Raw genomic sequence first — 26625 nt, 5'->3', positions numbered from 1 at the left:
CGCGACACGTGGTGAGCGCCGTCCTTAAGCGGTGGCATGTCGGCAGTACTTTTTCGCGTGTGAGTAAACTTTTAGTCGATGGGGTCCGGAGTAGTTGGTATGAACGTCACTATCAAACTCACCGGTACCCTCGTCGCGCGCACCGGCACCCACGAGGCGCGCGTCGCTGTCCCCGACGACGCGACGGTCGCCGACGTGGTGGACAAACTCGCGGAGCAGTACGGCCCGCAGGTCCGCGCCGGGGTCCTCGACGGCCAGCGCCTGCGCTCGGACACCGTGGTCGTCCGCGAGTCGTTCGACTCCACCGAGACGCTCTCGACCGGCAGTTCGCTGGAGAACGGCGACACGGTGCGGTTCCAGTTGAACGTCTGAACTGGGTCGTTCGGTCACTCGGTCGTCCCTGCGCCCGATTCGGTCTCTCGGTCCTCTTCTCTCTACCGGAGGTAGGTATCGCCCCGAGTGACGACCGACGGAACTGGCTCGTTCTCACTTCCGGAAAGCGGAAATATCACCCCGCCGTAGCGCCGACCGATGACTCTCTCGGATGAGGCCCGCGAGCGACTCGCCGACCTCGTGGAGCTACAGCCGACCAAGAACGCCGAACTGCAGGAGCGTTGGGGTCTCGAAAGCGGGAGCGAGGTCCACCAGTATCTCGAAAACGAACTCAAGGACTACTACTACCGCGACGACAACAGTCTCATCCGCGCGACCAACGAGGCCGCCGACCTCGTGGACGTGGAACCCGGCGTCGTGGACGACGAGGAGTCGGGCGCACCGTCGGCCATCCGAGTGCCCGAACTCCAACAGCAGGTGTTCTCGGTCGTGGCCGGTCCGGACGACGAGTCCGAGAGCGTGGTGTCGGTCCTCCAGAAACTGCGCGCGGAGTACGACGTGGACCCCGAAGCCGAGGACGTTCGGAGCGCGCTGCAGGCGCTCCGGCGGAAGGGCGTCGTCGAAGTCGTCTACCGGACCGTGCCGACGTTCAAACTGTCCGTCGAGCGCGACGAGGTGGACGTGTCGGTGTCGGGGTAGCCCGGTCGCACCGACACCGTACTACTCCAGCGCGAACACCGCTCCGTCCTCCGTGCTGACGAACAACGTCTCGCCCGCCAGTGCGAGGTGATAGGCTGGCGACTCCAGTTTTCGTCGCCACTCTGTCGTCCCAGATTCGGCGTTTAGCGCGACCAGCGCACTCCGTTCGTCGATGTCGTCGTGAAGCGGGACGTAGAGGTGGTGGCCGTCGGAGACGGGCGCAATCTGCCAGTCGCCGAACCCCTCGACGGTACGAGTCCAGTGAGCGGTTCCGTCGGCAGGGTCGTGAGCCGTAATCCGGGCGTCCGAGTGACTGTCGATGTACTCGCCCATGTCCTTCTTTTCGGTGTTCGTCCCGCACTTGTAGAAGACCGTTCCGTCGGCGACCACCGGAGAGGTGCCGAACGTCCCGCCGGACTCGGTCCAGCGACGCGACCCGTCGGCGTCCAAGGCGGCGAATCTCCCCGGTCCCTCGTCGTGATTGGGGTACCACTCTTCGGTCTCCGGGACGAACACCCGCCCTCGGTCGCCGACCGCCGGCGCGGGGTACGCCCGCTCGTCGGGTTCGTACCGCCACCGAACGCGCGGCGGTGTCTGGAGCGGAATCTCGTAGAAGGCGTTGCGCCGGTCGCGGGCGACCAGTCCGTCCCACCCCTCCGCCGTGTAGAGCACGTCGTCCGTCACTGCGGGGTGGCCGGTGGGCCGTGAGCCAGTTTCCGCAGTCCACCGTTCCGTCCCCGACGACCTGTCGAGCGCGACGAGCATGTCGTTCCCCGGCACGTAGACCGCTGTTCCGGCCACCAGCGGCGTTTGAATCCGGTGAAGTCCCGTCTTCCGCCACTGTCGTTCACCGGCCGACGTTACCGCGGTGACGCCCGACGTCTCCGGGTACTGTGTCGTCGCGAAGACGGTGCCGTCGGCGAACGCGACACCGTGGAACGTCTCTCTGTCCTCGCCCTCGACCGACCAGCGCTCGCGGCCGTCGCCGACTCGGAGCGCCGAGAGCGACCGGCCGCCGACGAAGACCGTATCGCCGGAAACGACCGGCTTCGGGAAGTTCAGATAGCCGCGGAACCGGCCTTCGGGGTCGAACCGTTCGACCTGCCAACGAACGTCTGGGTCGCTCTCCGGGCCGGTCGCGTGGGGGTTGTAACCGGTGTTTCGCGTGTCGTGGTGGAGGAGGGGCCAATCCGGACTGCCGCGCGGGTCGAAATCGAGTCGGGACCGCGTTTCTGCGCCGACAGTCCGAGCGTGGCGACCGCACCGACCCCCGTCGCGCCGAGGAGAGCGCGTCTGGAGATGGAGGGCGTCTTCATATTCGACACCACACAGGATGCTAGAATAGTTCTCCCGGTTCCGCGTGAACTGCGGTCGGTCCCCGGTCCGACTGCGGTCACCCCGGCCGATTGCGCTCCCGACGCTCTGCTAACAGCTTCCGAATCCCCTTCCCCGGTCCGCCTTCGATGGGCCACCCGCGAGTCCGCCACTGGGGCGGTTCCGGCGAGAACTCGGGGCACGACCCCGAACACTCCGAACTCGTCTGGTGGCACTCCTTGGCGGCGCAGTACGGCAGGAGGGTCCGGCCCTCGCGCCGCAACTGGAACTCGCGACAGTCCGGCCGCATCGTCTCGGCGTACGCCCGCCACCCCTTCTCGTAGGCGCGCTCGGCGATTTCGAGGCGCTTGTGGGCTTTCCACTCGGAGTCGGCGTACTCGAACTGCGAGGCGGTGCTCCCGTACTCGGTGACCTCGCCGCGTTCGAGGATGCGAGTGCCGGGCGCATCTGCGTCGAGAGTCCGGGGGTACCACTCGACGTCGGCGGTCCGCGCCCCGCCGGTCGCCAGCGAGTCGGGGTCCAGCGTGAGGATTCCGGCCTCCACCGGGACGCTCTCCAGCAGAGCGGGTTCGACCGACTCGCCGGTCGCGCGGGTGGCGACCCACACCTCGTCGGCCAGCGAGAGCGCCACGTCGTACTCCAGTTGTGGCGCGAGGTGGCGGGCCGCGCTGGCGTCGAGGTCGGGCTTGTTCTCGATGGCGACGATGCGCTCGACCCAGTCCGGGTAGGCCCACTTCCGGCGAATCTCGATGCGGTTGTTCCGCTTTCGCACGTCGAGGATGCCGCGGTCGGCGGCGCGGTGGATGGACTCGCGGACGTACCGCCACGGGTAGCCGGGGTCCGGGAGCGCGTCACGGTACCACTCCCAGTCGGGCGGCGCGTGGGGAATCACGTCGAGCAGGTCCGAGTCGAGTCGTCGGGGACCGAAGTTCGCGCGCTTGCGGAGCGCGTCGGCGTCCACCTCGACCACGATGGTGTCCCACCGCCTGCGCTTGGTGCCGAGTTGCCGCGCGACGATTGCGGGGCGGTCGTCGCCGGCGTCTCCCCTATCTGATTCGGGCGGCCACTCGCGCTCGACCCACCGGCAGGTACGTAACTCGAAGACGAACTCGGGGTCGGTCTCGGCGTCCGCGTCGCTCACGGTCGGCGTTCGGAGCGGGTCGGCCTAAGTGGTTCGGAACTCGGTTTCGCCCGAGAGCGGAACGTATTTTACTGTTGGATTGTCATCATTACGCTGGCGACCGCGATACCGCGGCCGCTTGTCCCCTGAATCATGCGACCGAAATTCGTTAACGCGCTTCTGGCGCTTGTCCTCGTAACCAGCGGGGTCGCGCTCGGAGCGCCCGCGGAGGCAGTACAGAGTCAGAAAACGACCCCAGAAACGGCAGATGGGAACGGTGTCGGGTTCGGAGCCGACACCGTCCAGACCGAGCGCGGCGGGAACGTCACGATTCCCGTCCAGTTGAACGACACCGACGCTGCGACGGTCAAAATAGGCTCCGAGGACGTGGTGAACTACGCGCTGGTCGTGAACGTGGAGGACGGGAACGACGACGGGCGAGTCGCGCTCACGTTCGACACCGACGCCGCCGGTGAACCGAACGCAACGAAGGTGACGACCGACGCCGCGGCCGACGACGCCACAGTGCACTCCGAGGTCGAACACTTCGGCGGCGAGTCGCCCTATCCGCCGCTAGCCGTGGGCGATTACCCCGTCACGCTCTACGCGAGCAACGACACCGACGCCGAGGCCGTCGCCGAGTTGCACGCGGTAATCACGGCCGCTTCGACCACGACCGACGCCGCAGAGACTTCGACCGACGAACCGACGGCGACCACAACCTCCGAACCGACGACCACTGCGACCGAGACGACGACGGACGCCGACGGTGGCGTCCCCGGTTTCGGTCCGGGACTCACGGTAGTCGCGCTCGCTGGCGCTGCGATGCTGGCCGGTCGGCGGTAGCGGTGGCGAACGGACGATAACGAAGGCTAATCCGTCGCGACGACTGGTCGGCAATACGACCGTCGGTCGGGGTAGCGTCCGAAAAGTATCGCCCCGACGAGCGATTACACGTCGTCGTCTTCCTCCTTCTCGTTCAGGAACTCGTGGGCGTCTTCGAGGATTTCGCGCGGGCCGTCCTGCGTGATGGTGTTGATGGCCTGCTCGTAGTCGCGCCACTGGTGGTCGCGGTGTTCGTGGGAGAGTTCCGCGCTCGCCTCGTAGGACTTGGCCACGAACAGGTGGACCGTCTTGTGGATGGTGTTGCCGTTGGCCTCGAAGACGTAGTCGTAATCGTCGCGAAAGCCGTCGAGAAGCCGGAAGTCCTTGATTCCGGACTCTTCTTTCACTTCGCGTATGGCCGTCTGCTGTAACTCTTCGTCCCCCTCCACGCCGCCTTTGGGGAACTCCCAGTCGCCCGGACGCGACTTGAGGAGGAGATATTCCCGGCGACCGCGGGTATCCCGGTAGAGGATCGCACCCGCGGACGTAGCTTCAATCGTCATTTACTGGAGTATATACGGCGGTGCGTTAAGAGAATGTCGGAGGGAGGTTCGCCGAGACGACTCCGAACGCCGGTCGGTATCGCGAGCCGTGACGACACGGCGCACGCTCCCCGTCGGGCGGTCGGTCGCCGGAGGCCCGCAGCGAGAACAGACGTTTTACGTACCTCGATGCTGAAACACATCGACACCGAACCCAGCCATGACCTTCGTCACTAGAATCCGACTGCAGAGCGGGAATCGCCCCGCGCTGGAGAACGTCGTAGACGAGATTCGCTCGACGGCCGAACGCAAGGGCGCGGAACTCCGCGGCCCGCACTCGGCACCGCCAGAACGCCTCGACGTCCCCCAGTACAAATCGACCAGCGGAAACGAGACCCGACAGTTCCGGTCGTGGGACTACACGGTGTACACCCGCCAGATGGAAATCGTCGGCCACAACGACCTCGCCCGGCAGGTCGCGGAGTTCGACTTCCCGGACGGCGTTCACGTCGAAGTGGAACTCGAACAAATCGAACAGATGGCCTGACGGTCTCTCGGTCTCTTTCTGTTCTTCGTCCTCGCTTCTCGCCTTCGTCTCCGTTCTTGGTCTTCGTTCCGTCTCGCTCGTCCTCTCCGTGCTGTCTCACCCGGCCTCTCGCTTCCGCTTCGCTCGTCCCTCCTTCACTTCCTCACTGTATCTCTCCCGCTTCGCCGCGGGTCCAATCGGGACAAACCGCCGCGGGGATAGCCGTAACACCCCGAGAGGAGAGGTAAACTGTTTTCCCGGCCCGCGAGAGAGTAGGGGTATGTTCGACAAAACGACGTGGATTCGCCTGCCCCGCAACGTGCTGGTGGGTCACGGCGTCCTCGACCAGACCGTCGAGGCCGTCTCCGAACTCCACCTCCACGGGCGTCCGCTGGTCGTCACCAGTCCCACGCCCCGCGAAGTCGCGGCCGAGCGCGTGGCCGCGGACTTCGAGGCGGCGGGCGAGGACCCCGCGATAGTCGAAATCGGGGAGGCGAGTTTCGAGGCGGTCCAGCGCGTCATCGAAGTCGCCGAGGAGGTGGACGCGGGCTACCTCGTCGGCGTCGGTGGCGGGAAGGCCATCGACATCGCAAAGATGGCCAGCGACGACCTCGGCACCGGGTTCGTCTCGGTCCCCACGGCGGCGAGTCACGACGGCATCGTCTCGGGCCGCGGGTCGGTCCCGGAGGGCGACACCCGCCACAGCGTGGCCGCGGAACCGCCACTCGCGGTCGTGGCCGACACCGAGATTCTCGCGGACGCGCCGTGGCGGCTCACGACCGCCGGGTGCGCCGACATCATCAGCAACTACACCGCGGTCAAGGACTGGCGACTCGCCAACCGACTCCAGAACGTCCAGTACTCCGAGTACTCGGCCGCGCTGGCCGAGATGACCGCCGAGATGCTGGTCGGCAACGCCGACTCCATCAAGCAGGGTCTCGAAGAGTCGGCGTGGGTGGTCGTCAAGGCGCTGGTCTCCTCGGGCGTCGCCATGTCCATCGCGGACTCCTCGCGACCCGCCTCCGGCGCGGAACACCTCTTCTCTCACCAACTCGACCGCATGGTCCCCGACGCCGCGCTCCACGGCCACCAAGTCGGCGTCGGCACCATCGTCGCGGAGTACCTCCACGGCGGCGACTGGCAGGGCGTCCGGCGGGCGCTCGACACCATCGGCGCGCCCACGACCGCCGCGGAACTGGGCATCGACGACGAGACGGTCGTCGCGGCGCTGACCGCGGCCCACGAGATTCGGGACCGGTACACGATTCTGGGCAACGGGATGAATCAGGACGCCGCCATCGAGGCGGCCGAGACGACGGGCGTCATCTGACCGCGACGGGACCCGACCGGGACCGACACGCTCCGTCGTGCTCGGACTACTCGCGGAGCGTCCCGCGCGAGGACCGCCAGCCCGATTTCGCCGTCCGCGAGGGCCGCCGGAGCGCGTGGCGAACCGCGAGCAGGTGTCGAGCGAACACCGCCCCGGTCAGGAGGGCCGCACCGACCACCGCGTGCGGCGAGAAACCCGCGACCGGAGTCGTGGTGACCCACGCGGGGAGCGACACCGCGCGCGAGACGACGAGGAGCCACGCCGTCGCTCCCGCCGCTTCCAACACCGCCAGTCCGACCGTCGGGCGCTGGACCAGCGCGGCGAGCGGACGCCGACCCTGAATCGCGTTGTCCGTCGCGGTGTGACGCGGAATCAGCGCGACCGCGAACGCGAGTCCCGCGACCACGACGCCGAGCAGTCCGTCGGTCCACCGGACCGCCGCGAACCACCCGACCCACAGCGCGGTCTCGGCCAGCGCGAGGCCCGCCACCGCCCGGGCCGGTACCGGCCGACTCCACCCGTTGACGGTGACGTGGGCCAGCAGCATCTCCACGAGCATCCCGGCGGACAGTCCGGACACTCCGACCAACGCAGACGCGGAGAGCGGGTCGGCGCCCGCCACCAGTCCGAGCCAAACCGACAGCGCGGTGACTTCGACGGCCGTCAGGAGGGCGACCCCGACACCCCTGACCGTCGTCCGAATCGCCTCGCGTATCATCGTCCCGGAGACGAGTAGCGGGTCGTTCGACGGCGACGACGATGCTGTGCCATATGCTGACAAAGGTGTTACGGGGTGTTTGTTATCAGCCTCCTGAATTCGGTAACTCGGACCTGCGAACGGTCTCAGCCCGGGATTAACGCCGGAATCGACCGATTCTGAAGTACGAGGTCCCGAAGATGTCGTAAACCAGTTAGAAATCGACAGGGCGAAGCTGAGAACAGACCGACCGGCGAGGAGTCAGACGTTCGGGGCGAACGTCGGAGTACAGTCTGGGCCTCAGACCGTGTCGAGCACGTCGAGAATACGCTGTTCGGCCTCGCGGCCCGGGTCGTACTCGCTCCCGTCCCGGTCGCTGTCGAGGTGTTCGGAGACGGTGCGTTCCATCGCCTCCGCCAGCGGCGTCGAGTCCCACCCGAGGGCGGCGAGTTTGTCGGTGTCCAGCACGTGGGGGTAGTCGCGGTAGAGGACGAAGTCGTCGGGCGAGAGGTCCGCGGCGGCGAGTTCGCGTTCGCCCGCGTGGACGATTTCGACCGCTGTGTCGAGCGCCTCGGCGACGAGGTCCAGCATCTCGTCTATCGTCACGACGCGGCGGTCGCCGACGTTGTACGACTCGCCGGGCGTCCCCTCCTCGGCGACGACGCGGAGCGCGCTCGCCACGTCCTCGACGTACGCGCGGTGCCAGACGTTGTCGCCGTCGCCGGGCACGACCACGCGGTCGTAGTTCGCCACGCGGTCTATCCAGTAGTCGAGGCGCTCGGTGTAATCGTGGGGACCGTAGACGATGCACGGCCGGACGCTGTAGGCGTTCACGCCGCGGTCGGCGGCCGCCCGAATCGCCCGGTCGCCCTCGGCCTTCCGGTTGCCGTAGGTGTCGCCCGAGTCGTCGGTGGCCTGCTCCATCGTGCAGGGCCGGAGTTCGGTCTCGCCCTCGCGCTTGGGAATCTCCTCGTTGCCGTAGGCGTCGCCGCTGGAGATGTAGACGTAGGCGTCCGCGTCGGAGAAGATTTCTGTGGCGGCCCGGACCTCGCGGGGTTCGTACGCCACGCAGTCGAAGACGGCGTCGGGTTCGACCTCGCGTCTTGCCTGTTCGAGCGCCGTCTCGTTGGTACGGTCACCCTCGTAGTGGGCGACGGTGTCGTTCTCGGCGAACGGATTCTCGTGGTTCCCGCGGTTGAAGATGGTCACGTCGTAGCCGTGGTCGAGCAGTTCCGAAACGAGGTGGCGGCCGATGAACCGCGTGCCGCCGACGACGAGTGCAGTGTCCATGCCGGGGGTTGGTCGCCGGATTTGAAAGACCTACTGGAGTCGGAAATCCGAGACTCGCGACGCTCGTTCGGGGTCGGGCGTCTCGGTGTCGCGTTGCCCTGACGGTCCGGCGCTACGTCGTCTCGTCGTACCACGAGTTGGACACAATCGGACGAGCGTTTGATAATAAATTAGGAAATAAACATCTGGACAATCATACTGAATATCCGACACGGGATGTGCGGTTTCCGTCGGATTTGTCTGAATCGGGTAGAACGTTTATCAGTGAAAACGTCGAATACGTGGGGCATGGGACAGAGAGAGCCGGACGCCGACTCCGTTTCCGACGGAATCGAAATCCGCGAAGCCGAACCGGGCGACGGCGAAGGTATCCGAAACATCGCGCTGGAGTCGCTCCACGCGTCGTACGCCGACATACTCGACGAGGACGTCATCGAGACGGCGGCCGAGAACTGGTACGCCGACGAGATGATGGAGGCCGAACTCGAGGAGGAGGGGATGCTCTACCTCGTCGCGGTGGCGGGCGACGAGGTGGTCGGCTTCTCCCAGAACCTGCTGGCGGAGGGCGACGCCACCATCCTCTGGCTACACGTGGACCCCGACAACCGCGACAAGAACGTCGGGACGACCCTGCTCAACCAGACCCTCGCCACGCTCTCGGAGCGCGGCGTCGAGCGCATCTCCGCCGAAGTCCTCACGGAGAACGAGACCGGATGCACCTTCTACGAGGCCAACGGCTTCGAGAAGGCCGGGGAGCGCGAGCGCGACATCGGCGGCGAGACCCACATGGAGAACCTCTACGTCCACGAGGGCCGCGCCAAGTTCGAGAGCCGCGAGTTCGAGGGCCGCTCGCTCTACGTCAACTGGGCCGAGAGCGAGCGCGGGTCCGACGCCCCGTTCTACGCGGCCTACACCGACGAGGAGGGCGAGGACCTCTACGGCTGGTTCTGCTCGAACTGTCAGAGCTTCGACACCGCGATGGACTCGATGGAGCGACTGGAGTGCAACGTCTGTGGCAACCAGAAGAAGCCGACTCGGTGGGACGCGTCGTATCTATAGGAAGCACCATCCTTTAGGAGAATTCCGATAATATTTACTATTTTCAATTTTTGGCTGTTTGTAATGGTTCAGAGAGATGGGAATCAAATTAACATTCCCGATGATGTCTCCGAGGCGGAATGGAAGACACAATACCAAGAGGCAAAAAGGGAAGTTGACATCCAAATAGAAAGGAACCGTTGGCTGCAGGAACAAGCTGCTCAATTCCTACGACTCTTATTAACTGCTTTTGGTTTGATGGTTGCCATTGGATCTCTTCTTCTCTCTGCTGGCCATTCTTCCTTACTCTCATTGCAGACATTTAACTTCCAAATTGAATCACTTGCTAAACAAATGGCTCAATTAGACTACTTTTCCTACAACCTATCGCTATTTTTCTATGTATTCATAATAATGTCGGGTCTATATTCACTGTACTTGTCTGTGTTTTCCTTTATTGTAGAAATCCCGAAAAACCTGCTTTCAATGCTAGACCTTGAGTTGCTTAATACAGGGACAGGCTTTCAATCTATAGGAACTGATAGAGAGGTTTCATCTTCATCAGAGAGGAAGTCCAACTTATTAGAAAGGTATTTAGTCACCATTGAAGAAAATCAGATATACATTGAAGAGAAGCAGGAGAACTGGCGGAATGGATACGCATCCCTTTGGACTTCATTTAGGCGATTTAGTGCGGGTATAGGACTGTTCATTCCGATATACATTATTAAACAGCCTATTGCTGCATTATTGGCTAATGTTTTGCTATATATCTATATAATATTTTGGCTAGTGAAGAAAGTTCCCTACGATGAGTTCAGAAAATATGCAAAATTTGATTGGAAATTCGACGTAGGTTGGGTAATAGTAACCGTTTACACTCTATTTGCAGTTAGCGGATATCTGAATGAAGATACAAACATAGAGCTAGTATTTTCTATGGCCACATTTCTACTTTTAGCCACAATGGTTATACTATCGTACACAACGGATTCAGAATTCATTTCGGCATATATGCTTAGGACCCTGTCTATATCCGGTATTATATTTATCCTCTATTTCTTCTTTGCACTGAACGAGGGTGACTTTCAGAGTCTTTCTGATACTTCCCTAGGTACTCGCACTACTGCCTCATTCGCATTTACCGGATTCCTTCTTTCAGTTCTTCTACTAACTGGTATGGCGATAAGAATAGCTGTAGAAAAGGCAAGAGAGAGCAAACAATTCTTGATGAGGTTACTCTCTTAGTCCGCCCCGCTCTGGACCACTGCCTCGCAGCCGTCGTCTCGACTCCGCGCCTCCGGCGGCGGCGAGTTACGCACGTCCTCGCGGCCCTCCTCGGTCACGGCGCGCTCGTAGGCCTCGGGCATCACCTTCACGAACTGGTCCAGCACAGCGTCCCAGTTCTCCAGTAGTTCCGCCGCGCGCTCGCTGTCGGTGTAGGCCGCGTGATTCTCCACGAGTCGGCGCAGGACGCGCTCGTCGCGCTCCGAGAGGTCGGCGTCGAGTCGGACCATGCCCCGGTTCAGTCTGTCCGAGAAGTCGCCGTTCTCGTCGAGGACGTACGCGACGCCCCCGCTCATCCCCGCGGCGAAGTTCTTCCCCGTCTCGCCGAGGACCGCCACGACGCCACCGGTCATGTACTCGCAGCCGTGGTCGCCGACGCCCTCCACGACCGCCTGCACGCCGGAGTTGCGGACCGCGAACCGCTCGCCAGCGACGCCGTTGACGTAGGCCTCGCCGTCGGTCGCGCCGTAGAGCGCGACGTTGCCGACCACGACGTTCTCCGTCGGGTCGTACGCCGCCGAGTCGGGCGTTCGGACCGCGACGCGGCCGCCCGACAGACCCTTGCCGAGGTAGTCGTTGGCCGCGCCGGTGAGTCGGAAGTCCACGCCCGACTGGAGGAAGGCACCGAAGCTCTGGCCCGCGGTACCCCGGAACGAGCAGGCCAGCGTGTCGTCCGGGAGACCCGCCTCGCCGTGAAGTTCGGAGACGCGTCCGGAGAGCATCGCGCCGACCGCGCGGTCCTCGTTGCCGATTTCGGCGTCGAGTTCGACGGGGTCGGCGTCCTCGACCGCTCGCTCGGCCGCATCGAGCAGGTCACGGTCGAGGTGGTCGTCCACGTCGTGGCTCTGCTCGCGGGTCTTGGTCCGCTGGGGGTCGCCCGCGGCGTAGTCGTCGGGTTCCGCGACGACCGACGAGAGGTCCAGTCCGCTGGCCTTCGGGTGGTCGGTGTCGCGCTGTTCGAGGCACTCCACGCGACCGACCATCTCCTCGACCGTCTCGAAGCCCAACTCGGCCATGATTTCGCGGAGTTCCTGTGCGATGAACTGCATGTAGTTGACGACGTGGTCGGGTTGGCCGGGGAACCGCTTGCGGAGGTCCTCGTCCTGCGTGGCGACGCCGACCGGGCAGGTGTTCTCGTGGCACTGCCGGGCCATCACGCACCCGGAGGTGACGAGGCTGGCGGTGCCGAAGACGTACTCCTCCGCGCCCAGCAGCGCGGCCACCGCCACGTCGCGGCCGGTCTTGAGACCGCCGTCCACGCTCACGCGAATCCGCGAGCGCAGGCCGGTCTCCCGGAGCATCTGGTTGGCCTCCGCGAGGCCCAACTCCCACGGCAGGCCCGCGTGCTTGATGGAGGTCTTGGGACTCGCGCCCGTGCCGCCGGAGTGGCCCGAGACGTGGACCACGTCGGCGTTGGCCTTGGCGACGCCCGCCGCGATGGTGCCGATGCCGTCCTCCGAGACCAGTTTGACGTTCACGTCGGCGTCGGGGTTCGCGCACTTCAGGTCGTGAATCAGTTGCTTGAGGTCCTCGATGGAGTAGATGTCGTGCTGGGGCGGCGGCGAGATGAGACCGACGCCCGGCGTGGCGTACCGGACGTGCGCTATCATCTCGTTGACCTTCCCGCCCGGCAGGTGGCCGCCTTCGCCGGGCTTGCTCCCTTGGGCCATCTTTATCTGTATCTCCTCGGCGTTCGAGAGGTAGGCGCTGGTGACGCCGAACCGGCCGGAGGCGACCTGCTTGACGTTGCACTCGCGCTCGGTGCCGAACCGCTCGGGCGGTTCGCCGCCTTCGCCGGTGTTCGACTTGGCCCCCAGTCGGTTCATCGCGACGGCGTTGTTCTCGTGGGCCTCGGGCGAGAGCGACCCGAGACTCATCGCGGCCGTGGAGAACCGCTCGACGATGTCCGAGACGGGTTCGACCGCTTCGACGGGAATCGACTCCCTGCCCTCGTCGTCGAACGCCAGCAGGCCCCGGAGCGTCTGGAGGTTGCCGTTCTGGTCGTTGATGGCTTCGGCGAACTCGCCGTAGGCGTCGGCGTCGTCCTGCCGGACCGCTCGCTGGAGGGTGCCGACGGTGTCGGGGTTCCACTGGTGGTGGCGGCCGTTCGACCGGTGCTCGAACTCGCCCTGTCTCGCGGGGTCGAGGTCGTCTCCCCCGCCGAACGCCTCCGCGTGGCGTTCGCGCAGGTCGTCCTCCACGCCCTCGATGCCGATGCCCTCCGTGCGCGCGGCGGTGCCCTCGAAGTACTCGGCCACGAAGTCCGAGTCGAGACCGACCGCCTCGAAGATTTGCGCGCCCTGATAGCTCTCGACCGTCGAGATGCCCATCTTGGCCATCGTCTTCTGGAGACCGTCTTCGAGCGCGCCGACGTACGCCTCGACGGCCGCCGACTCGCCGGTCCCGTCGGGTCCGGCCACGAGGTCCGCGATGCTCTCGAAGGCGAGCGTCGGGTTGACCGCGCCCGCGCCGTAGCCGACCAGACACGCGAGGTGGTGGACCGTCCGGGGGTCCCCCGACTCCACGACGAGTCCGGCGCGGTTCCGGAGACCGTTTCGGACGAGGTGGTGGTGGACCGCGCCGGTCGCCAGCAGACTCGGAATCGCCAGTCTGTCGGGACCCACGTCGCGGTCCGAGAGGACGACAATCTCGGCCCCGTCCGCGACGGCCTCGCTGGCCGCCCGGCGGACGCGCTCGACCGCGGTTTCGAGGTCCCCGTCTTTCGGGTAGGTCAGGTCCACCGTCTCGGTCGGAATCGAGCAGTCGCGCACGCCCTCCATCTCGGCGTCGGTCAGGACCGGCGAGTCCACCACGAGTTGGCGGGCGTGTTCCGGCGACTCGTCCAGCAGGTTGCGCTGGTTGCCCAACCGGCTTTCGAGACTGGTCACGCAGTCCTCGCGGATGTAGTCGATGGGCGGGTTCGAAACCTGCGCGAACAGTTGCTTGAAGTACGAGAACAGCGGCCGGTTGAACTCCGAGAGCACCGACAGCGACGTGTCGTCGCCCATCGACCCCACGGGGTCCTTGCCCGCCTCCGCCATGGGTTCGAGCAGTTCGTCGAGTTCGTCGCGGGTGTAGCCGAAGGCGGTCTGGCGCTGGCGGAGGTCGGCGTCGATGCGCGCGTCGGTGGCCGCCGACGCGCGGGGGTCGGCGTCGGCGGGCACGTCGAGTTCGACCTGTTCGTCTTCGACCCACTCGCCGTACTTCTCGTCGGTCAGGTCGTCGAAGACCTCCGCGTCCGGAATCACGCGCCCCTCCTCGGGGTCGGCCAGAAAGAGTTGGCCGGGTTCGAGGCGGCCGCGCTCGCGGATTTCGCTCTCGGGGGTGTCGAGCGCGCCGGCCTCGCTGGCCATCACGAGGCGGTCGTCGGTCGTCACGTCGTACCGGCAGGGCCGGAGACCGTTCCGGTCCAGCACCGCGCCGACTCGCTCACCGTCGGTCGCCGCGACCAGCGCGGGACCGTCCCACGGTTCGAGCAGGGAGGCGTGGAAGTCGTAGAACTCCCTGCGCTCGTCGGCCATGTGGTCGTCCTTCCGCCACGCCTCGGGGACCATCAGTCTGAGCGCGTGGGGGAGTTCGCGCCCGTCTCGGAGGAGGAGTTCGAGCGCGTTGTCCACCGTGGCGGTGTCGCTGCCCTCGGGGTCGGCGACGACCGGGGTCACGCGCTCGGCGTCGAACGCGTCGGCTTCGAGGTCGTTCTCCCGGGCGCGCATCCAGTTGACGTTGCCCCGGATGGTGTTGAACTCGCCGTTGTGAATCACCCGGCGGTAGGGGTGCGCGAGGTGCCACGCGCCGAGCGTGTTGGTCGAGAACCGGGCGTGGACCATGGCGAAGGTGGTCTCGAGTCGGTCGTCGCGGAGGTCCGGGAAGTAGCCCGGTAGCTGCTCGCCCTTGAGCAGTCCCTTGTAGACGACGGTCTGGCGGTCGAGCGAGCAGACGTAGAAGCGGTCCGCGCCGGGCCGGTCGCTCGCCTCGACCGCCTGCTCCAGCGCGCGCCGAGCGACGTAGAGGTTGCTGTCGAAGGTCTCGGCGTCGGTGTCGGCGGCCGCGGGGCGGACGAAGCACTGCCAGATAGCGGGTTCGGAGTCGAGCGCGGTCCGTCCGAGGTCCGAGTTGTCGGTGGGGACCTCCCGCCAGTGGAACAGGTCGAGACCCTCGTCGGCGAAGACGGATTCGGTGAGACGCTGCAGTCGCTCGCGGGCCGCGGCGTCCTTCGGCAGAAAGAGGCTCCCGACCGCGTACTCGTCGGGTCCGGGGAAGTCCCCGTCTCGTCCTCGGCCCCCACTTCGTCCGCGAAGAAGTCGTGCGGTTTCTGTAGCAGGACCCCCGCGCCGTCGCCCGTGTCCTCCTCGGCCCCGGTCGTACCGCGGTGTTCGAGGTCGGCGAGCAAGTCGAGTCCGTCCGCGAGTACGTCGTGTCCGCTCCCCCCGTCGAGGTCCATCACGACCCCGACCCCGCAGTTCGCGCGGTAGTCGTCTGGGTCGGCGAGCAGTTCTCGGTCCGCGGTGCCGCGGCGGGGTCGGTCTCCGGAGTCAGAAGGTGAGTACTCGGCCATAGATACATCAATCGGGAACCGCTACAAGAGGCTACTCCTGAATGACTAAAGGGGTGTTAATGCCAAATAAGGGTCCTTATATCTATTTTTTCATGATATTATGTGTGGTTCCCCCTGTCGTTCGCCGAACCTCGCGGATTTGTTTGCGGCTATATAGGGGACATACCGAAACAGAAGACAGTATACTGAAAATATAAACGGCTTAACTCTCGGTGTCCGCGTCTCCGACCGAGATGCGCAAAACGACTCGACGTCGATTCGTCCGGGCGACGACTGCGGCCGGGGCGGCCGGAATCGCCGGGTGCGCCGGAATGCTGGAGAGCGGCGACGGGGCGAACAGTTCGAGCGGGGAGACCTACGAGGTCGGTCACGGCGACTACCAGACGACGGTGGACGCCGGGAACTTCCCGGAGAAACTCTACGTCTACGCGGTCCAGTCCGGGTGGTCGAACTGGCCCGCCATCATGAAATCGTTCAAGAAGAAGTACGGCGTCGCCCTGAACGACGACGACAGGTCGTCGGGCGAGGCGCTGAAGGACCTGCGCTCGCACGCCCAGAACCCGACTCACTCGGCGTACAACGGCGGGTACACCTACGGCATATTGGCGATGCAGGACGACCTGACTCGGGCGTACAAGCCCGAAAACTGGGACAAGGTGCCGGACAAACTCAAGTCCGACAACGGGCACATGACCGCGACCCGGCGGATGACCACCGCGGTCACCTACCGGAAGGACATCTACGAGGAGCGGGGTCTCGACGAACCGGAGACGTGGGACGACCTGCTCCACCCCGACGTCACGAAGGACCTCGCGCTCCAGACGCCGACCGCCGCGGTCGGTCTCGCGAGCGCCCTCTCCATCAACAACGCCCGCGGCGGGTCGATGGACGACGTGCAACCGGTGGTGGACTACTACGAGAAGATTCAGGAGGGCGGCGCGGAGTTCACCGACAACTTCCTCGCACAGTTCACGAAGGGCGAGTACGCCACGTTCGTCCGATACGACTACTCGGGTCTGAACCTCAAGTACAACAACGCCGACATCGACGAGGAGAAGGTCGGTGTCACCCTCCTGAAGGGGAAGAACGGGAACAAGGGCGCGTTCAATCAGCCCTACGGGTTCGGCATGCTCAAGGGCGCGCCCAACCCCGGTGCCTGTAAACTGTTCATGGACTACGTCCTCTCGAAGGAGGGCCAAAAGCAGTTCCTCGACGCCTACGTCCGCCCGATTCGCGCCCCCGAACTGGAGATGCCCGACGAGTTCCCGTCCCAGAAGACCTACTCGAACGCCGAGTTCCAAGTGGACTACCAGCGACTCGTCGGCAAGCAGTCCGACCTCATCGACGAAATCGAGAGCAAGGCGGGACTCTGAGATGGCGACCAGCGACGCGAGTACCGGCGAGCGACTGGCGAGCGCGGCCCGGACCGTCGTCTCGCCGCGGACCGAGCGCGGCCGCGAGCGCCGCCGCATCGTCGCGCTCTGTCTGCCGTTCCTGACGCTGGCGTCGGTCGCGGGTCTCTACCCGCTCTGGGAGATGCTGCGCATCAGCCTCTCGACCTCGAAGTACGTGACGACGTTCGACCCCCTCGGAATCGTCGTGGCCAGTCTGACGCAGGGGAAGGTGGTGCTGTCGGGCGTCTCCGCGCGGACCTACGAACTCCTGCTGGAGGGCGGCACGGGCGGCGCGTTCCACGAGGCGGCGTTCAACACGCTTTGGTTCGGGGCCGTCACGACGGCGGCGAGTCTGGGCGTCGCGGTGCCCGTCGCTCACGCGCTCGAAAAGTACGACCTGCCGGGCGAGCGCCACGTGCTGACCCTGCTGTCGTTCCCCATCAGTCTCCCCGGCATCGTCGCGGCGTTCATGATAATCGTGCTGTTCGGCAACAGCGGACTGCTCACGAAACTCGCCGCCGTCGCGTCGGGTCGGTCCGTGACCTCGCTCGCGCTCTCGACGAGCGTCGTCGGCCTGTTTCTGGCCTACCTCTACTCGATGATTCCGCGGTCGCTGTTGCTGTTACGCGGTGCCTACTCCGAACTCAACGCCGAGGCAGAGGAGGCCGCGCGGTCGCTCGGGGCCTCGCCCGCCCGGACCTTCTGGTACGTCACGCTCCCCCAGATAAAACCGGGACTGGTCGGGGCGGCCATCCTGACCTTCCGGACCGCGCTCGCGGTCTTCGGCACGCTGGTGATTCTGAGTCAGGCGCTCGTCGAGCAGCCGTGGACCTACCAGATAAACGACGTGCTGAGTCCCGAGTTCGACATCCAATTGGCGTCGGCGATGGCGGTAGTCTGGTTCGGGTTCGTCCTCGGGTTCACCGTGCTGGGCCTGCGGTACACGAGCGCGGAGGTCGGCATATGAGCGGGAACGCGAGTCTCTCCGCGAAGTACGGCCGGACGCTCGTCACGGGCGTCCTCGCGGTCACGGTGCTGTTCCTGCTCGTCCCGGTCGTGGTGACGTTCGTCGCGTCGTTCGCCCGTTCGTGGACCGGGCCGCTCCCCTCGGGGTTCGTGACCTTCGAACACTGGCGGTACGTCCTCGGGTTCCAGCAGGTCTCGGACGCCGCCAACTACTCGCTGAACCTCGACGCCGTGATTCGGGCGTTCCCGAACGTCGGCGCGATGGTGCGGGCGAGTCCGCTGTTCGCCAGCCTCGTCCTCGCGCTGGGGGGCGTGGCGGTCAACCTCGTCGCGGGCGTGCCCATCGCCTACGCCGTCGCCCGATACGAGTTCCCCGGCCGGGAGTGGGTCAACGCCTTCGCGGTCCTCCCGCTCGCGCCGGGCATCGTCCTCGGGGTCGCGTTCCTGCGGGCGTACCCCGACCTCGCGGCGACCAACCTCGGACTCGTCGTGGGCTACTCGCTGCTGAAAGCGCCCTACATGGTGATGGCGGTCCAGAGCAGTTTCGAGTCGATGGACCTCCGCCAGATGGAGGAGTCCGCCCGGTCGCTGGGCGCGTCGTGGCCCCGGACCTTCCTGACGGTCGTCGTGCCGAACGCCCGAACCGGCATCGTCTCGGGGTCCATCATCTGCTGGACGCTGGCGGCGGCCGAGTTCAACTTCTCGTACGTCGTCGTCTCGGGCGGCAACCGACCCCTCTCGCTGTTCCTCAAGGCGAACATCTCGAACAGTTCCTTCCTGACGACCGCGGCCGCGGTGTCGGCGTTCTTCCTGCTCGTGGCGGGCATCACCGGTCTCCTGCAGGTCGTCGGCACTCGCGGATTCACGGCACGGACCTGACCCACGACCGAACCACAACCATGTCCGACATCACACTCGACTCGGTGACGAAACGCTTCGAAGACACGACCGCGGTCGATTCGGTCTCGCTGACCATCGAGGACGGCGACGTGTTGGGCGTCGTCGGTCCCTCCGGGTGCGGGAAGACCACCACGCTCCGGACGGTTGCCGGCTTCGAGACGCCCGACGAGGGCCGAGTCTACTTCGGCGGCGAGGACGTGACTCACATCCCGCCCGAGCGCCGGAACGCCGGACTCGTCTTCCAGTCGTACGCGCTGTTCGACAACATGACCGTCCGCGAGAACGTGGAGTTCGGGCCGAAGATGCAGGGCGTGCCCGCCGACGAGCGCCGCGAGCGCGCGACGCAACTGCTCGAACTCGTCGGCATCGCCGACCTCGCAGACCGCGACCCCCGAACGCTCTCGGGCGGCCAGCAACAGCGCGTCGGCGTGGCACGGGCGCTCGCCATCGAACCGCGGGTCCTCCTGCTCGACGAACCGATGACGGGACTCGACGCCCGACTCAAGCGCCGCCTGCGGACCGAGATGGGCGACCTGCTCGACGACCTCGGCGTGACCGCGCTCTACGTCACCCACGACCAGGAGGAGGCGATGGTGATGTGCGACCGCGTCGCCGTGATGAACGGAGGCATCGTGGAGCAGGTCGGCACGCCCCGCGAAATCTACGAGTCGCCCGCGAACGAGTTCGTCGCCGACTTCGTGTCGCTCGACCGAATCGACCTCCCGTTCGTGACGCACTGATGGGCGTCGGGTCTCGTAGCCCTCGGAGAGCGACCCGGTGGCGACGCCCGTGGGGCGTGCGATTGGGGGAGCGATGGCCCCGACCTTTATGCGGTCACTGGCGCAACTCTCCGGCATGGCAACCGTCACGATACGCGACGAAGACGTGTCTCTGGACCGACCGACGCTGGTCGAAGGACTCCCGGGCGTCGGACTGGTCGGCAAGATAGCGACCGACCACCTCGTGGAGACCTTCGACATGACGTACTACGCCAGCATCGACTGCGACGGCCTGCCGCGGATTTCGGTCTACGAGGAGGGCAACCGGAGTGTCCAGCCCCCGGTTCGGCTCTACGCCGACGAGTCCCGGGACCTCGTGGCGCTCCAGAGCGACGTGCCGGTGTCGGCCTCCGCGGCGTCGGACTTCGCGACCTGCGTCACGGAGTGGGTCGCCGACCACGACGCCACGCCTATCTACATGAGCGGGCTTCCCGAGCAGAAGGAGGCCGACGAGATTCCGTCGCTCTACGGCGTCGCGACCGGCGACGCGGGCGGCCGACTCGACGAACACGACATCGGTCTGCCGCGCGACCGCGGCGCGGTCAGCGGTCCCACGGGCGCGCTCCTCTACGAGGCCGAGGCGCGCGGTCTGGACGCGTTCGGTCTCGTCGTGCAGAGCGACCCGCAGTTCCCCGACCCGGAGGCCGCCCGCATCCTCATCGAACACGGCATCGTCCCGCTGACGGGGACCGACGCCGACACCGACGACCTCGTCGAGCGCGCCGAGGAGATAAGCGACCAGAAGGAGCAACTGGCCCAGCGCATGCAGGAGGCCGACCCCGACGAGAGTTCGCAGGCCCAGTCGATTCGGATGTTCCAATGAAACTTTTGCTGCGGTCGAGAGCGCCGTAGGCGCGCTCTCCCTTGCAAAACTTTCATGAAAAAACTGCCGCTCGCTCACTGCGTTCGCTCGCGGTAGAATCGCTGGCAGGGACGGCACCGCAAAATCACTGATTCGCTCGCTCCTTCCAGTTGCTCGCTGTAAAACGCGGACGTTGGAGTCCCCTGCTCGGAGCTGGCTACTCGGAGTCGGCCGCTTCCCGTAGCTCTTCCACTTCGGTCTCGATTCGACTCAATGCGGCGTCGGCGTCCATGTAGCCCTTGTCGTACTCGTCGTACACCGTGTTCGCCTCGCTCAGGAACTCCGAAACTGCGTCTTCGAGGTCACTCATACGCTACAGAAAGCGAGGCACCGAGAAAGGCTTGGTGAAATCGCGCCGCCGGAAGCGGTCGTAGTCAGTATTTGGGGTCCGCGCCGGTCGTCGCGTAGATGTCGTCCATGATGGAATCGCGTTTCTGCTGCCACGGTTCGAGACCCTGCGGGCGACTCGGGTACTTCTCGTAGTGGTCGATGAGGTCGTCCGCGAGGCTCTTGGTCTCGTAGAGTTCGTAGATGAGGTCCCAGTGGCCGAACGACTTGATGGCGGTCTGGACCTTGAGCCACCACCCGATGTTGGCGCTCCCGGAGTAGAGCGCCTCCGCGAGTTTGGTGGCGGGAAGCGCGCCGAGCAGTCCCATCAGGTCGTCCACGTCCACCGCGGTCGAGAAGATGTTGTACACGTCGAGACCGCGTAGCGCGCCCCGAAGTGGTCCATCACGCGCTGGTTGTACTCCCAGAGGTTCGCCTCGCTCACGTCGCCGTCCTCCATGGCGTCGATGGCGGCCTCGGCGGCGTACTTGCCCGCGTAAGCCGCACCGGCGATGCCGCCGCCCGTGGTCGGGTTGACGTGGCCCGCGGCGTCGCCCACGGCGATGAATCCGGGCGCGGTCGCCGAGTCGTACGGACGCCGGGTCGGGAGCGCCGCGCCGAGTTTGTCTTGGACCGTCGCCCCGTCGAACTCCGGCCGATTGCGGAGGTCCTGCTTCAGGTCCTCGACCAGTTTCATCGGTTCCTCGGTCATCTGGAAGCCGAGTCCCGCGTTGATTTCGGTGTCGGTCCGCGGGAAGTACCAGAGGTACCCCGCCGCGCGTTCGGTGGGCTTGAACACCAGCGCGTCGTCCCACGGTACCGGTTCCTCGACCTCCACGATTTCGCGGTACGCCGAACTGAACTGCGAGTAGGTGACGTTGGTGTCGAAGGTGGCGTCGGCGAGGTTCGCCTTGTCCTGCAGGATGGACAGCGACCCCGCGGCGTCCACCACCACGTCGGCGTCGTACCGCTGGATGTCGCCCTTGCGCTTACCGCGGACGCCCGTCACGCGGCCGTCCTCGCGCTGGGTCACGTCCTTGACCACGGTGTCGTAGTGGAACTCGACGCCCGCCCGGTCCGCGCCCTCGATGATGCGCCGACCGTACTCCCAGCGGTCGATGACCGCCAACTCGCCGGGGACGGGAATCTCCAGTACCGTGTTCTCCTGTGGTATCTCGAACCGGCCGTGGTCCACGCCGGTGTTGGTGAACGACGGTTCCAGTTGGGACTTCGGGATGGCTTCCGGGAAGGCGTCGGCACCCTTCAGCGCGTCGCCGCAGGCGATGTGGCCCGCTTCCTCCTCGTCCTTGCGCTCCACTATGACGACATCGTATCCTTCGCGCGCGGCGGTCGCGGCGGCGTAACAACCCGCGGTCCCCGCTCCGACGACGACGATGTCGCACTCGTGCGTAGCCATGCATTCGGCTACGAGACGGAGGGGGGAAAACTCTTTATACGCAATCTGTCGCTTCGACCCCGACAGCCACGGCGATAAAGAGTAAAGTGCCGGAGTTTCGTAGCACGAGGCATGAGCGAGTACACCGTCGAGTTCGTCGGCACGGGCGAGACCATCGAAGTCTCGGAGAAGGAGACCATCCTGAGCAAGTGCATCGAGGAGGGCATCGCTCAGGAGTACTCCTGTCGCGTCGGGATGTGTCTGGCCTGCTCAGCCGAAATCGTGGAGGGCGACGTGACCCAACCCGCGGCCCGCGGACTCACTGACGAGGAGGCCGAGGAGTACGCGCTGACCTGCATGGCTCGCCCGGCGAGCGACCTCAAGTTGGACCGCGGGAAGTACCCGTCGAGCATCGAGGACGAGGCCGGAGCGTTGGAGAACGAGGCCGCGGCCGCCGACGACTGACGGACGCGAGCTGCCAGTAACCGGTTCTGTTATTCTTCCGAGCTGTCTCTGTCAAGACAGATTTTTGTAAACCGGGTGTGACGTGGCTGGCATGATTGGCTCAGATGAAGACGACGAAGAACGAGGAGAAAGAGCCGAGGTGAGAGAAGCGGACGCGGACGACTCCGGATTTCTCTCAGAAGCGGCCGAGACGCTTTCGGAGGCGGCGGACTCGACAGTGGGATTGGGCGACGCCCACGAAGTGACATTCGAAGAGAACGTCGAGGAACCGATTTACGAGGCCGCTGGTTCGAACGGTCACGTCAAACTGTACGAAAATGGCGTTACTATCGACCGGGAGGGACTGTCCGTAGCGACTCTCGGACGGTCCAGTCGAGGGTTCGCGTTAAAGTTTTCGAACATACAGCAAATCAAATACAAAGAAACGCCACTTCGACTGACTGGGGGTTGGATTCGGTTCGACGACGGCCGAGACGTGAGCGAAGTTCGACGTCAATGGGGAATCGATGTTTACAAAGTGAAATTCCGTCGGAGCCAAGCCGACGAGTTCGAGACGCTGAAGGAAAAAGCCGAGCGCGCAATTCGGAACTTCAACGAGTCCGAATCTGCTTCCGAAGACGACTCGCCGGACGACACCGACGACCCTGCGATTCAGGCCCTCCGCGAGAAGTACGCGACCGGCGAAATCAGCAAGGAAGAGTTCGAAGAACGGATGGAAGTCCTCCAGAGCAACTGAGCTACTCCCGATTCTTCTCGAACCACTCCGCACCGTAGTCCACGACATCCCGTTGAGTGACGAGTTTCGCGTCCGCTGGACCCACCGTCCCCCGCGTGACCGCCTCCGGGTTCTCGTCTTCGAAGTCTCGGCCGACTTCGTCGAAGTCGTCGGCGTCGTACGAGAGGTGTTCGAGCGTAATCTGCTCCGGTTCGCCGTCGTCGCCGACGACGGTCGTCTCGTGCGACGAGACTTCCTTTTCGAAGTCGGCGCGATGCTCCGCGAGGTGGAACGACGTGTTGGTGCCGTGGTCGGTGCCGAGCATGAGAATCGTCCCGTCGCGGTCGTAGACCGCCGCGAGCGGCGACTCCTCGCCGTGTCCGTGGTCGTAACCGTGGTCGGCGACGACGACTTCGGCGTCCGCGCCCCACGCGGCGAAGGAGTAGACCGGGTGGCGACTCCGGAGGACCTCGGGATACGTCCGGAAGCACTCCGGAATCGCGCCCACGTTCCACGTCGGCGTCACCGCGGGCCGGTAGGGCGGGCGCTCGGTCCGAATTACGTCCTCCCAGTCGTCGGGGACCGGCGGGTTCTCCCAGCCTTCGGGGTCGGAGTACTGGGTGGAGTGCGTCGGCATCACGACCGTCCCCTCGGGCGTGACTGCCTCCATCAGCGCGTCCACGACCGCGGGTTGACCGCCGGTGACCCATCCGAGCGACGAGAGCGACGAGTGGACCAGCAGAGTATCGCCAGACTTGACGCCGAGGTCGCGGAGGTCGTCTGCGATTCTATCGGGCGTTACCGGTTCGTCGGTTCGTTCGATTCGTTCTTCCATGTTCGGGGATGCTCCGTGGCAGTTCGATTCTCGGCCGTCGTGCAATCGCTTCAGGGCAGACCCACGAACCGGTTCCGCCGTGAAAGCGTCCGTCGTCTATCTCAGGCAATCGCGCCCAGTGATAAAATCGTTGTCATAGTTCGAGATGTGATACCACGTTGCATCGAGCGGGCGGGCGGACGTCAGGGCGGTCGCTCCATCGTGAATCGGTCCTCGGTCGTCGCGTACAGACTCCCCGATAGTCTCCCCACGGCGTCCAACTTCTCCACGTCCATCTTCCCGTCGGTCGTCACGTCGTCGTCGAGATGGACCCGCTCGACTTCGCCGAGGACCATCGAGGACCCGCCCACGTCCACCATCTCGTAGAGCGAACACTCGAAGGCGACCGGCGACTCCGCGACGCGGGGCGGCGCGACGACCGTCGAGTCGGCCCGCGTGACCGCGGCACGGTCGAACTCGCTCTCGCCCGCGGGGAGCGTCGCGGCCGTCTCGTTCATCGCCTCGGCGACCGACTCGGTGACGACGTTGACGACGAACTCCTCGCTCCGGCGGACGTTCCGCGGCGTGTCCTTCAGGCCCTCGGGCGCGTCGGACTTGTCCACCGGCGCGAACATCACGACCGGCGGGTCCACCGCGACCACGTTGAAGAAACTGTACGGCGCGAGGTTGTCCGTTCCGTCGGGACCGGTCGTGCTGACCCACGCGATGGGTCGGGGAACGACCGCGCCCGCGAGCGTTCGGTACATCGAGGGAACCTCGTCGGGGTCGATTTCCATATTCGGGGAAGGGAATCCGGCGACGAATGGTTTGGGGTCCCGGCGAGCGTCGGTCTGAATCGACGGAGGGCCAACAGGTCAAAGGCTGTCGCGGGCCGAGTTCCGGACATGGTAGACGAAGAGACCGCCGAAGGCGAGACCGACCGCCGCGAAGAGATGGCGGCCGAGCGAGACGAGGAGGTAGAGGAGGAGTTAGAGCGCGTGGACGAGGAGATGGACCCCGAAGAGACCGAGCAGTCCGACGCCGCCACCCTGCCCGACGACGAGGAGGGCGACCACAATCGGAAGGACGGCCGCCACGTCGAGACGAACGAGTCGAACGACGCCAGTTAGTCGCCCTCCGCTTCGACCGCGCAGTTGTTCGGTCCTAATTCTATTTCGAAGGCGTCCTCGTCGTCCAGCGACTCCCGGCCGAGATTCGCCGCGACGATGTCCTCGTAGTTGGCGGGTCGCGGCGGGAGCGAGTCCAGCACTCGCTCCACGAACGCGTCTCTCTCGTCGGGAATCCGGAGACGCTCCCCAATCGGGCCGATTCTGGCGGCGTAGCTGTCGCCCTCGTCGGGGTTCGGGTCGGCGTCGGGCGTCCGGTGGCCCGGCGCGACGAGGGTGTCCTCGGGGAGCGCGAGCAGACGCTCGGTCAGCGTCTCGTAGAGCGTGCCGGCGAGGTCCCGCGCGCCTTCGTCACCTCGCTCCAAGTCGGGCCTGCCGAAACTGTCGGCGAACAGCGCGTCGCCGGAGAACAGCAGGTCGCCACAGCGGAGCGCGGTCAGTTCGGTCGTGTGGCCCGGCGCGTGAAGCGCGGTCAGGGCGGCGTCGCCGACTCGAATCTCGTCGCCGTCTTCGAGCAGCGTGGCGTCGAACGTCAGTCCGCGTTCGGTCGCGCCCACGGGCAGGACCGCCTCCGCGTCGGTCTCCGCGGCCAGCGCCCGGACGCCCGAGAGGTGGTCGGCGTGGACGTGGGTATCGATGGCCCACCGGAGGTCCGCGCCGCGCTCGGCGGCGTCGGCGACGTAGCGGTCGGTGAACGCCCTCAGGGGGTCCACGACGACCGCCTCGCCGTCCGAGACGACCAGATACGACAGGCACCCCGTGGCCGGGCGGTCGTACTGGAGCACGGTCGCGCCGTCGAATCCGTCCGAATCGGTCGGAAGCTCTCGCGAGACGTACACCCGCGCCCACCCCTGCATCCCCTCCGCGAGGTTCCGCGCGTCGATGCCCTCGTCGCGCAGGATGTCGGCGACGGTGGCGCTGGCCTCGCCGCGCGGGCAGACCGCGATGACCGGTTCCCGGAGGCCGAGGTCCGCGACGAACTCGGTCACCCCGCCGCGGGCCTTCGCGGCCACGAACTCGGCGTAGGGGACCTGAACGGTCTCGACGGCGTCCCCGGTGATGTGCCACGCCTCGAACTCGTCGCGGTTGCGCACGTCGAGCAGGTTCACACGCTCGCCGCGCCAGATGCGGTCGTGGACCTCGTCTGCCGAGAGCGAGTGGGCATCGTCGTTCTCGTCGGTCATGCGCGTGAGTACGGTCCTCGGGGTCAAAACGATGGGCGACTCTCTCGGCTACCGAAGTGGAACGCACCGCGCCGGAGAGGACTGGCCCGCAAACATTCAAGCGTGCCGACACCATAGCT

At 65.4% G+C, this 26625-nt stretch carries 25 protein-coding genes and 2 pseudogenes; 16 read left to right on the top strand and 11 right to left on the bottom strand.

Going from position 1 to position 26625, the window contains the following annotated elements:
- The first annotated feature begins 99 nt into the window (after positions 1-99).
- Together FXF75_RS11720 and FXF75_RS11715 are read left to right on the top strand one after the other, a co-directional pair.
- Positions 100-372 carry a MoaD/ThiS family protein gene (locus FXF75_RS11720; RefSeq protein WP_163522078.1) on the top strand — a complete coding sequence of 91 codons (273 nt, stop codon included), beginning with the start codon at positions 100-102 and terminating at the stop codon, positions 370-372.
- A gap of 159 nt (positions 373-531) precedes the next feature.
- On the top strand, positions 532-1032 hold the full coding sequence (locus FXF75_RS11715) for a DUF5797 family protein (protein ID WP_163522077.1): 501 nt from the start codon (positions 532-534) through the stop codon (positions 1030-1032).
- 21 nt (positions 1033-1053) lie between these two features.
- On the opposite strand, the gene FXF75_RS22130 is transcribed toward FXF75_RS11715, so the two are convergent.
- Both FXF75_RS22130 and FXF75_RS11705 read right to left on the bottom strand, forming a co-directional pair.
- A complete protein-coding gene (locus tag FXF75_RS22130) occupies positions 1054-2094 on the bottom strand; it encodes a PQQ-binding-like beta-propeller repeat protein (RefSeq protein WP_240334666.1) in 1041 nt (346 codons plus the stop codon).
- Between the two features lie 331 nt (positions 2095-2425).
- Positions 2426-3508 carry a DUF5787 family protein gene (locus tag FXF75_RS11705; protein WP_163522076.1) on the bottom strand — a complete coding sequence of 361 codons (1083 nt, stop codon included), beginning with the start codon at positions 3506-3508 and terminating at the stop codon, positions 2426-2428.
- Between the two features lie 132 nt (positions 3509-3640).
- Between FXF75_RS11705 and FXF75_RS11700 the strand changes: the two genes are divergently transcribed.
- Positions 3641-4333 (top strand): PGF-CTERM sorting domain-containing protein, encoded by a 693-nt coding sequence (locus FXF75_RS11700; protein WP_163522075.1) that lies wholly within the window; start codon positions 3641-3643, stop codon positions 4331-4333.
- Between the two features lie 104 nt (positions 4334-4437).
- Here the strand turns inward: FXF75_RS11700 and FXF75_RS11695 are convergent, their stop codons facing one another.
- Positions 4438-4875, bottom strand: a complete 438-nt coding sequence (locus FXF75_RS11695; RefSeq protein ID WP_163522074.1) for a bis(5'-nucleosyl)-tetraphosphatase — start codon at positions 4873-4875, stop codon at positions 4438-4440.
- A 199-nt stretch (positions 4876-5074) separates the two neighbouring features.
- Between FXF75_RS11695 and FXF75_RS11690 the strand changes: the two genes are divergently transcribed.
- Both FXF75_RS11690 and FXF75_RS11685 read left to right on the top strand, forming a co-directional pair.
- On the top strand, positions 5075-5401 hold the full coding sequence (locus tag FXF75_RS11690; RefSeq protein WP_163522073.1) for an uS10/mL48 family ribosomal protein: 327 nt from the start codon (positions 5075-5077) through the stop codon (positions 5399-5401).
- A gap of 259 nt (positions 5402-5660) precedes the next feature.
- Entirely contained in the window at positions 5661-6710 is a 1050-nt protein-coding gene (locus tag FXF75_RS11685; RefSeq protein ID WP_163522072.1) for an NAD(P)-dependent glycerol-1-phosphate dehydrogenase, read from the top strand.
- Between the two features lie 46 nt (positions 6711-6756).
- Here FXF75_RS11685 and FXF75_RS11680 read toward each other — a convergent pair whose 3' ends face one another.
- A complete protein-coding gene (locus tag FXF75_RS11680) occupies positions 6757-7491 on the bottom strand; it encodes a hypothetical protein (protein WP_163522071.1) in 735 nt (244 codons plus the stop codon).
- Between the two features lie 216 nt (positions 7492-7707).
- A complete protein-coding gene (locus FXF75_RS11675; protein ID WP_163522070.1) occupies positions 7708-8697 on the bottom strand; it encodes an NAD-dependent epimerase/dehydratase family protein in 990 nt (329 codons plus the stop codon).
- 288 nt (positions 8698-8985) lie between these two features.
- Between FXF75_RS11675 and FXF75_RS11670 the strand changes: the two genes are divergently transcribed.
- Complete coding sequence (locus tag FXF75_RS11670) at positions 8986-9756, top strand: GNAT family N-acetyltransferase (protein WP_205427525.1); 771 nt, start codon at positions 8986-8988, stop codon at positions 9754-9756.
- A gap of 63 nt (positions 9757-9819) precedes the next feature.
- On the top strand, positions 9820-10983 hold the full coding sequence (locus tag FXF75_RS11665; protein ID WP_163522069.1) for a hypothetical protein: 1164 nt from the start codon (positions 9820-9822) through the stop codon (positions 10981-10983).
- Here the strand turns inward: FXF75_RS11665 and gltB are convergent.
- A pseudogene (gltB, locus tag FXF75_RS11660) lies at positions 10980-15463 on the bottom strand (glutamate synthase large subunit). The gene FXF75_RS11665 and the pseudogene gltB overlap by 4 nt on opposite strands.
- On the opposite strand from gltB, the gene FXF75_RS22635 reads away from it, so the two are divergent.
- From FXF75_RS22635 to FXF75_RS11630, 6 genes are all read left to right on the top strand, one after another.
- A complete protein-coding gene (locus tag FXF75_RS22635) occupies positions 15392-15565 on the top strand; it encodes a hypothetical protein (RefSeq protein ID WP_163521991.1) in 174 nt (57 codons plus the stop codon). The pseudogene gltB and the gene FXF75_RS22635 sit on opposite strands and share 72 nt — an antisense overlap.
- 245 nt (positions 15566-15810) lie before the next feature.
- Positions 15811-16950: an extracellular solute-binding protein gene (locus FXF75_RS11650; RefSeq protein WP_163522068.1), complete on the top strand. Its 1140-nt coding sequence runs from the start codon at positions 15811-15813 to the stop codon at positions 16948-16950.
- 1 nt (position 16951) lies between these two features.
- Complete coding sequence (locus FXF75_RS11645) at positions 16952-17938, top strand: ABC transporter permease (RefSeq protein ID WP_163522067.1); 987 nt, start codon at positions 16952-16954, stop codon at positions 17936-17938.
- Complete coding sequence (locus FXF75_RS11640) at positions 17935-18816, top strand: ABC transporter permease (protein WP_163522066.1); 882 nt, start codon at positions 17935-17937, stop codon at positions 18814-18816. The genes FXF75_RS11645 and FXF75_RS11640 overlap by 4 nt, the downstream gene beginning before the upstream one ends.
- Positions 18817-18836: 20 nt before the next feature.
- Entirely contained in the window at positions 18837-19577 is a 741-nt protein-coding gene (locus FXF75_RS11635) for an ABC transporter ATP-binding protein (RefSeq protein WP_163522065.1), read from the top strand.
- 115 nt (positions 19578-19692) lie between these two features.
- Entirely contained in the window at positions 19693-20439 is a 747-nt protein-coding gene (locus tag FXF75_RS11630) for a proteasome assembly chaperone family protein (RefSeq protein ID WP_163522064.1), read from the top strand.
- Between the two features lie 196 nt (positions 20440-20635).
- Here the strand turns inward: FXF75_RS11630 and FXF75_RS22125 are convergent, their stop codons facing one another.
- Positions 20636-20788, bottom strand: a complete 153-nt coding sequence (locus FXF75_RS22125; RefSeq protein ID WP_205427523.1) for a hypothetical protein — start codon at positions 20786-20788, stop codon at positions 20636-20638.
- Positions 20789-20852: 64 nt separating this feature from the next.
- A pseudogene (locus tag FXF75_RS11625) lies at positions 20853-22222 on the bottom strand (geranylgeranyl reductase family protein).
- Between the two features lie 111 nt (positions 22223-22333).
- Between FXF75_RS11625 and FXF75_RS11620 the strand changes: the two are divergent.
- A complete protein-coding gene (locus tag FXF75_RS11620) occupies positions 22334-22666 on the top strand; it encodes a 2Fe-2S iron-sulfur cluster binding domain-containing protein (protein WP_163522063.1) in 333 nt (110 codons plus the stop codon).
- A gap of 517 nt (positions 22667-23183) precedes the next feature.
- Positions 23184-23402 (top strand): SHOCT domain-containing protein, encoded by a 219-nt coding sequence (locus FXF75_RS11615; RefSeq protein ID WP_163522062.1) that lies wholly within the window; start codon positions 23184-23186, stop codon positions 23400-23402.
- A gap of 1 nt (position 23403) precedes the next feature.
- On the opposite strand, the gene FXF75_RS11610 is transcribed toward FXF75_RS11615, so the two are convergent.
- Together FXF75_RS11610 and FXF75_RS11605 are read right to left on the bottom strand one after the other, a co-directional pair.
- The gene (locus FXF75_RS11610; protein ID WP_163522061.1) at positions 23404-24216 is read right to left on the bottom strand and encodes an aminoglycoside N(3)-acetyltransferase; all 813 of its coding nucleotides are present in this window, start codon (positions 24214-24216) and stop codon (positions 23404-23406) included.
- Between the two features lie 182 nt (positions 24217-24398).
- Positions 24399-24992 (bottom strand): flavin reductase family protein, encoded by a 594-nt coding sequence (locus FXF75_RS11605; RefSeq protein WP_163522060.1) that lies wholly within the window; start codon positions 24990-24992, stop codon positions 24399-24401.
- A gap of 108 nt (positions 24993-25100) precedes the next feature.
- Here FXF75_RS11605 and FXF75_RS11600 point away from each other — a divergent pair, with 108 nt between their 5' ends.
- Positions 25101-25325 (top strand): hypothetical protein, encoded by a 225-nt coding sequence (locus FXF75_RS11600; protein ID WP_163522059.1) that lies wholly within the window; start codon positions 25101-25103, stop codon positions 25323-25325.
- On the opposite strand, the gene FXF75_RS11595 is transcribed toward FXF75_RS11600, so the two are convergent.
- Positions 25322-26506: an MBL fold metallo-hydrolase gene (locus FXF75_RS11595; RefSeq protein ID WP_163522058.1), complete on the bottom strand. Its 1185-nt coding sequence runs from the start codon at positions 26504-26506 to the stop codon at positions 25322-25324. The genes FXF75_RS11600 and FXF75_RS11595 overlap by 4 nt on opposite strands.
- Positions 26507-26625 lie beyond the last annotated feature (119 nt).

It is taken from the genome of Halorussus sp. MSC15.2, from assembly GCF_010747475.1.
Lineage (GTDB): Archaea > Halobacteriota > Halobacteria > Halobacteriales > Haladaptataceae > Halorussus.
This window is presented reverse-complemented; position numbering and strand designations above follow the sequence as displayed.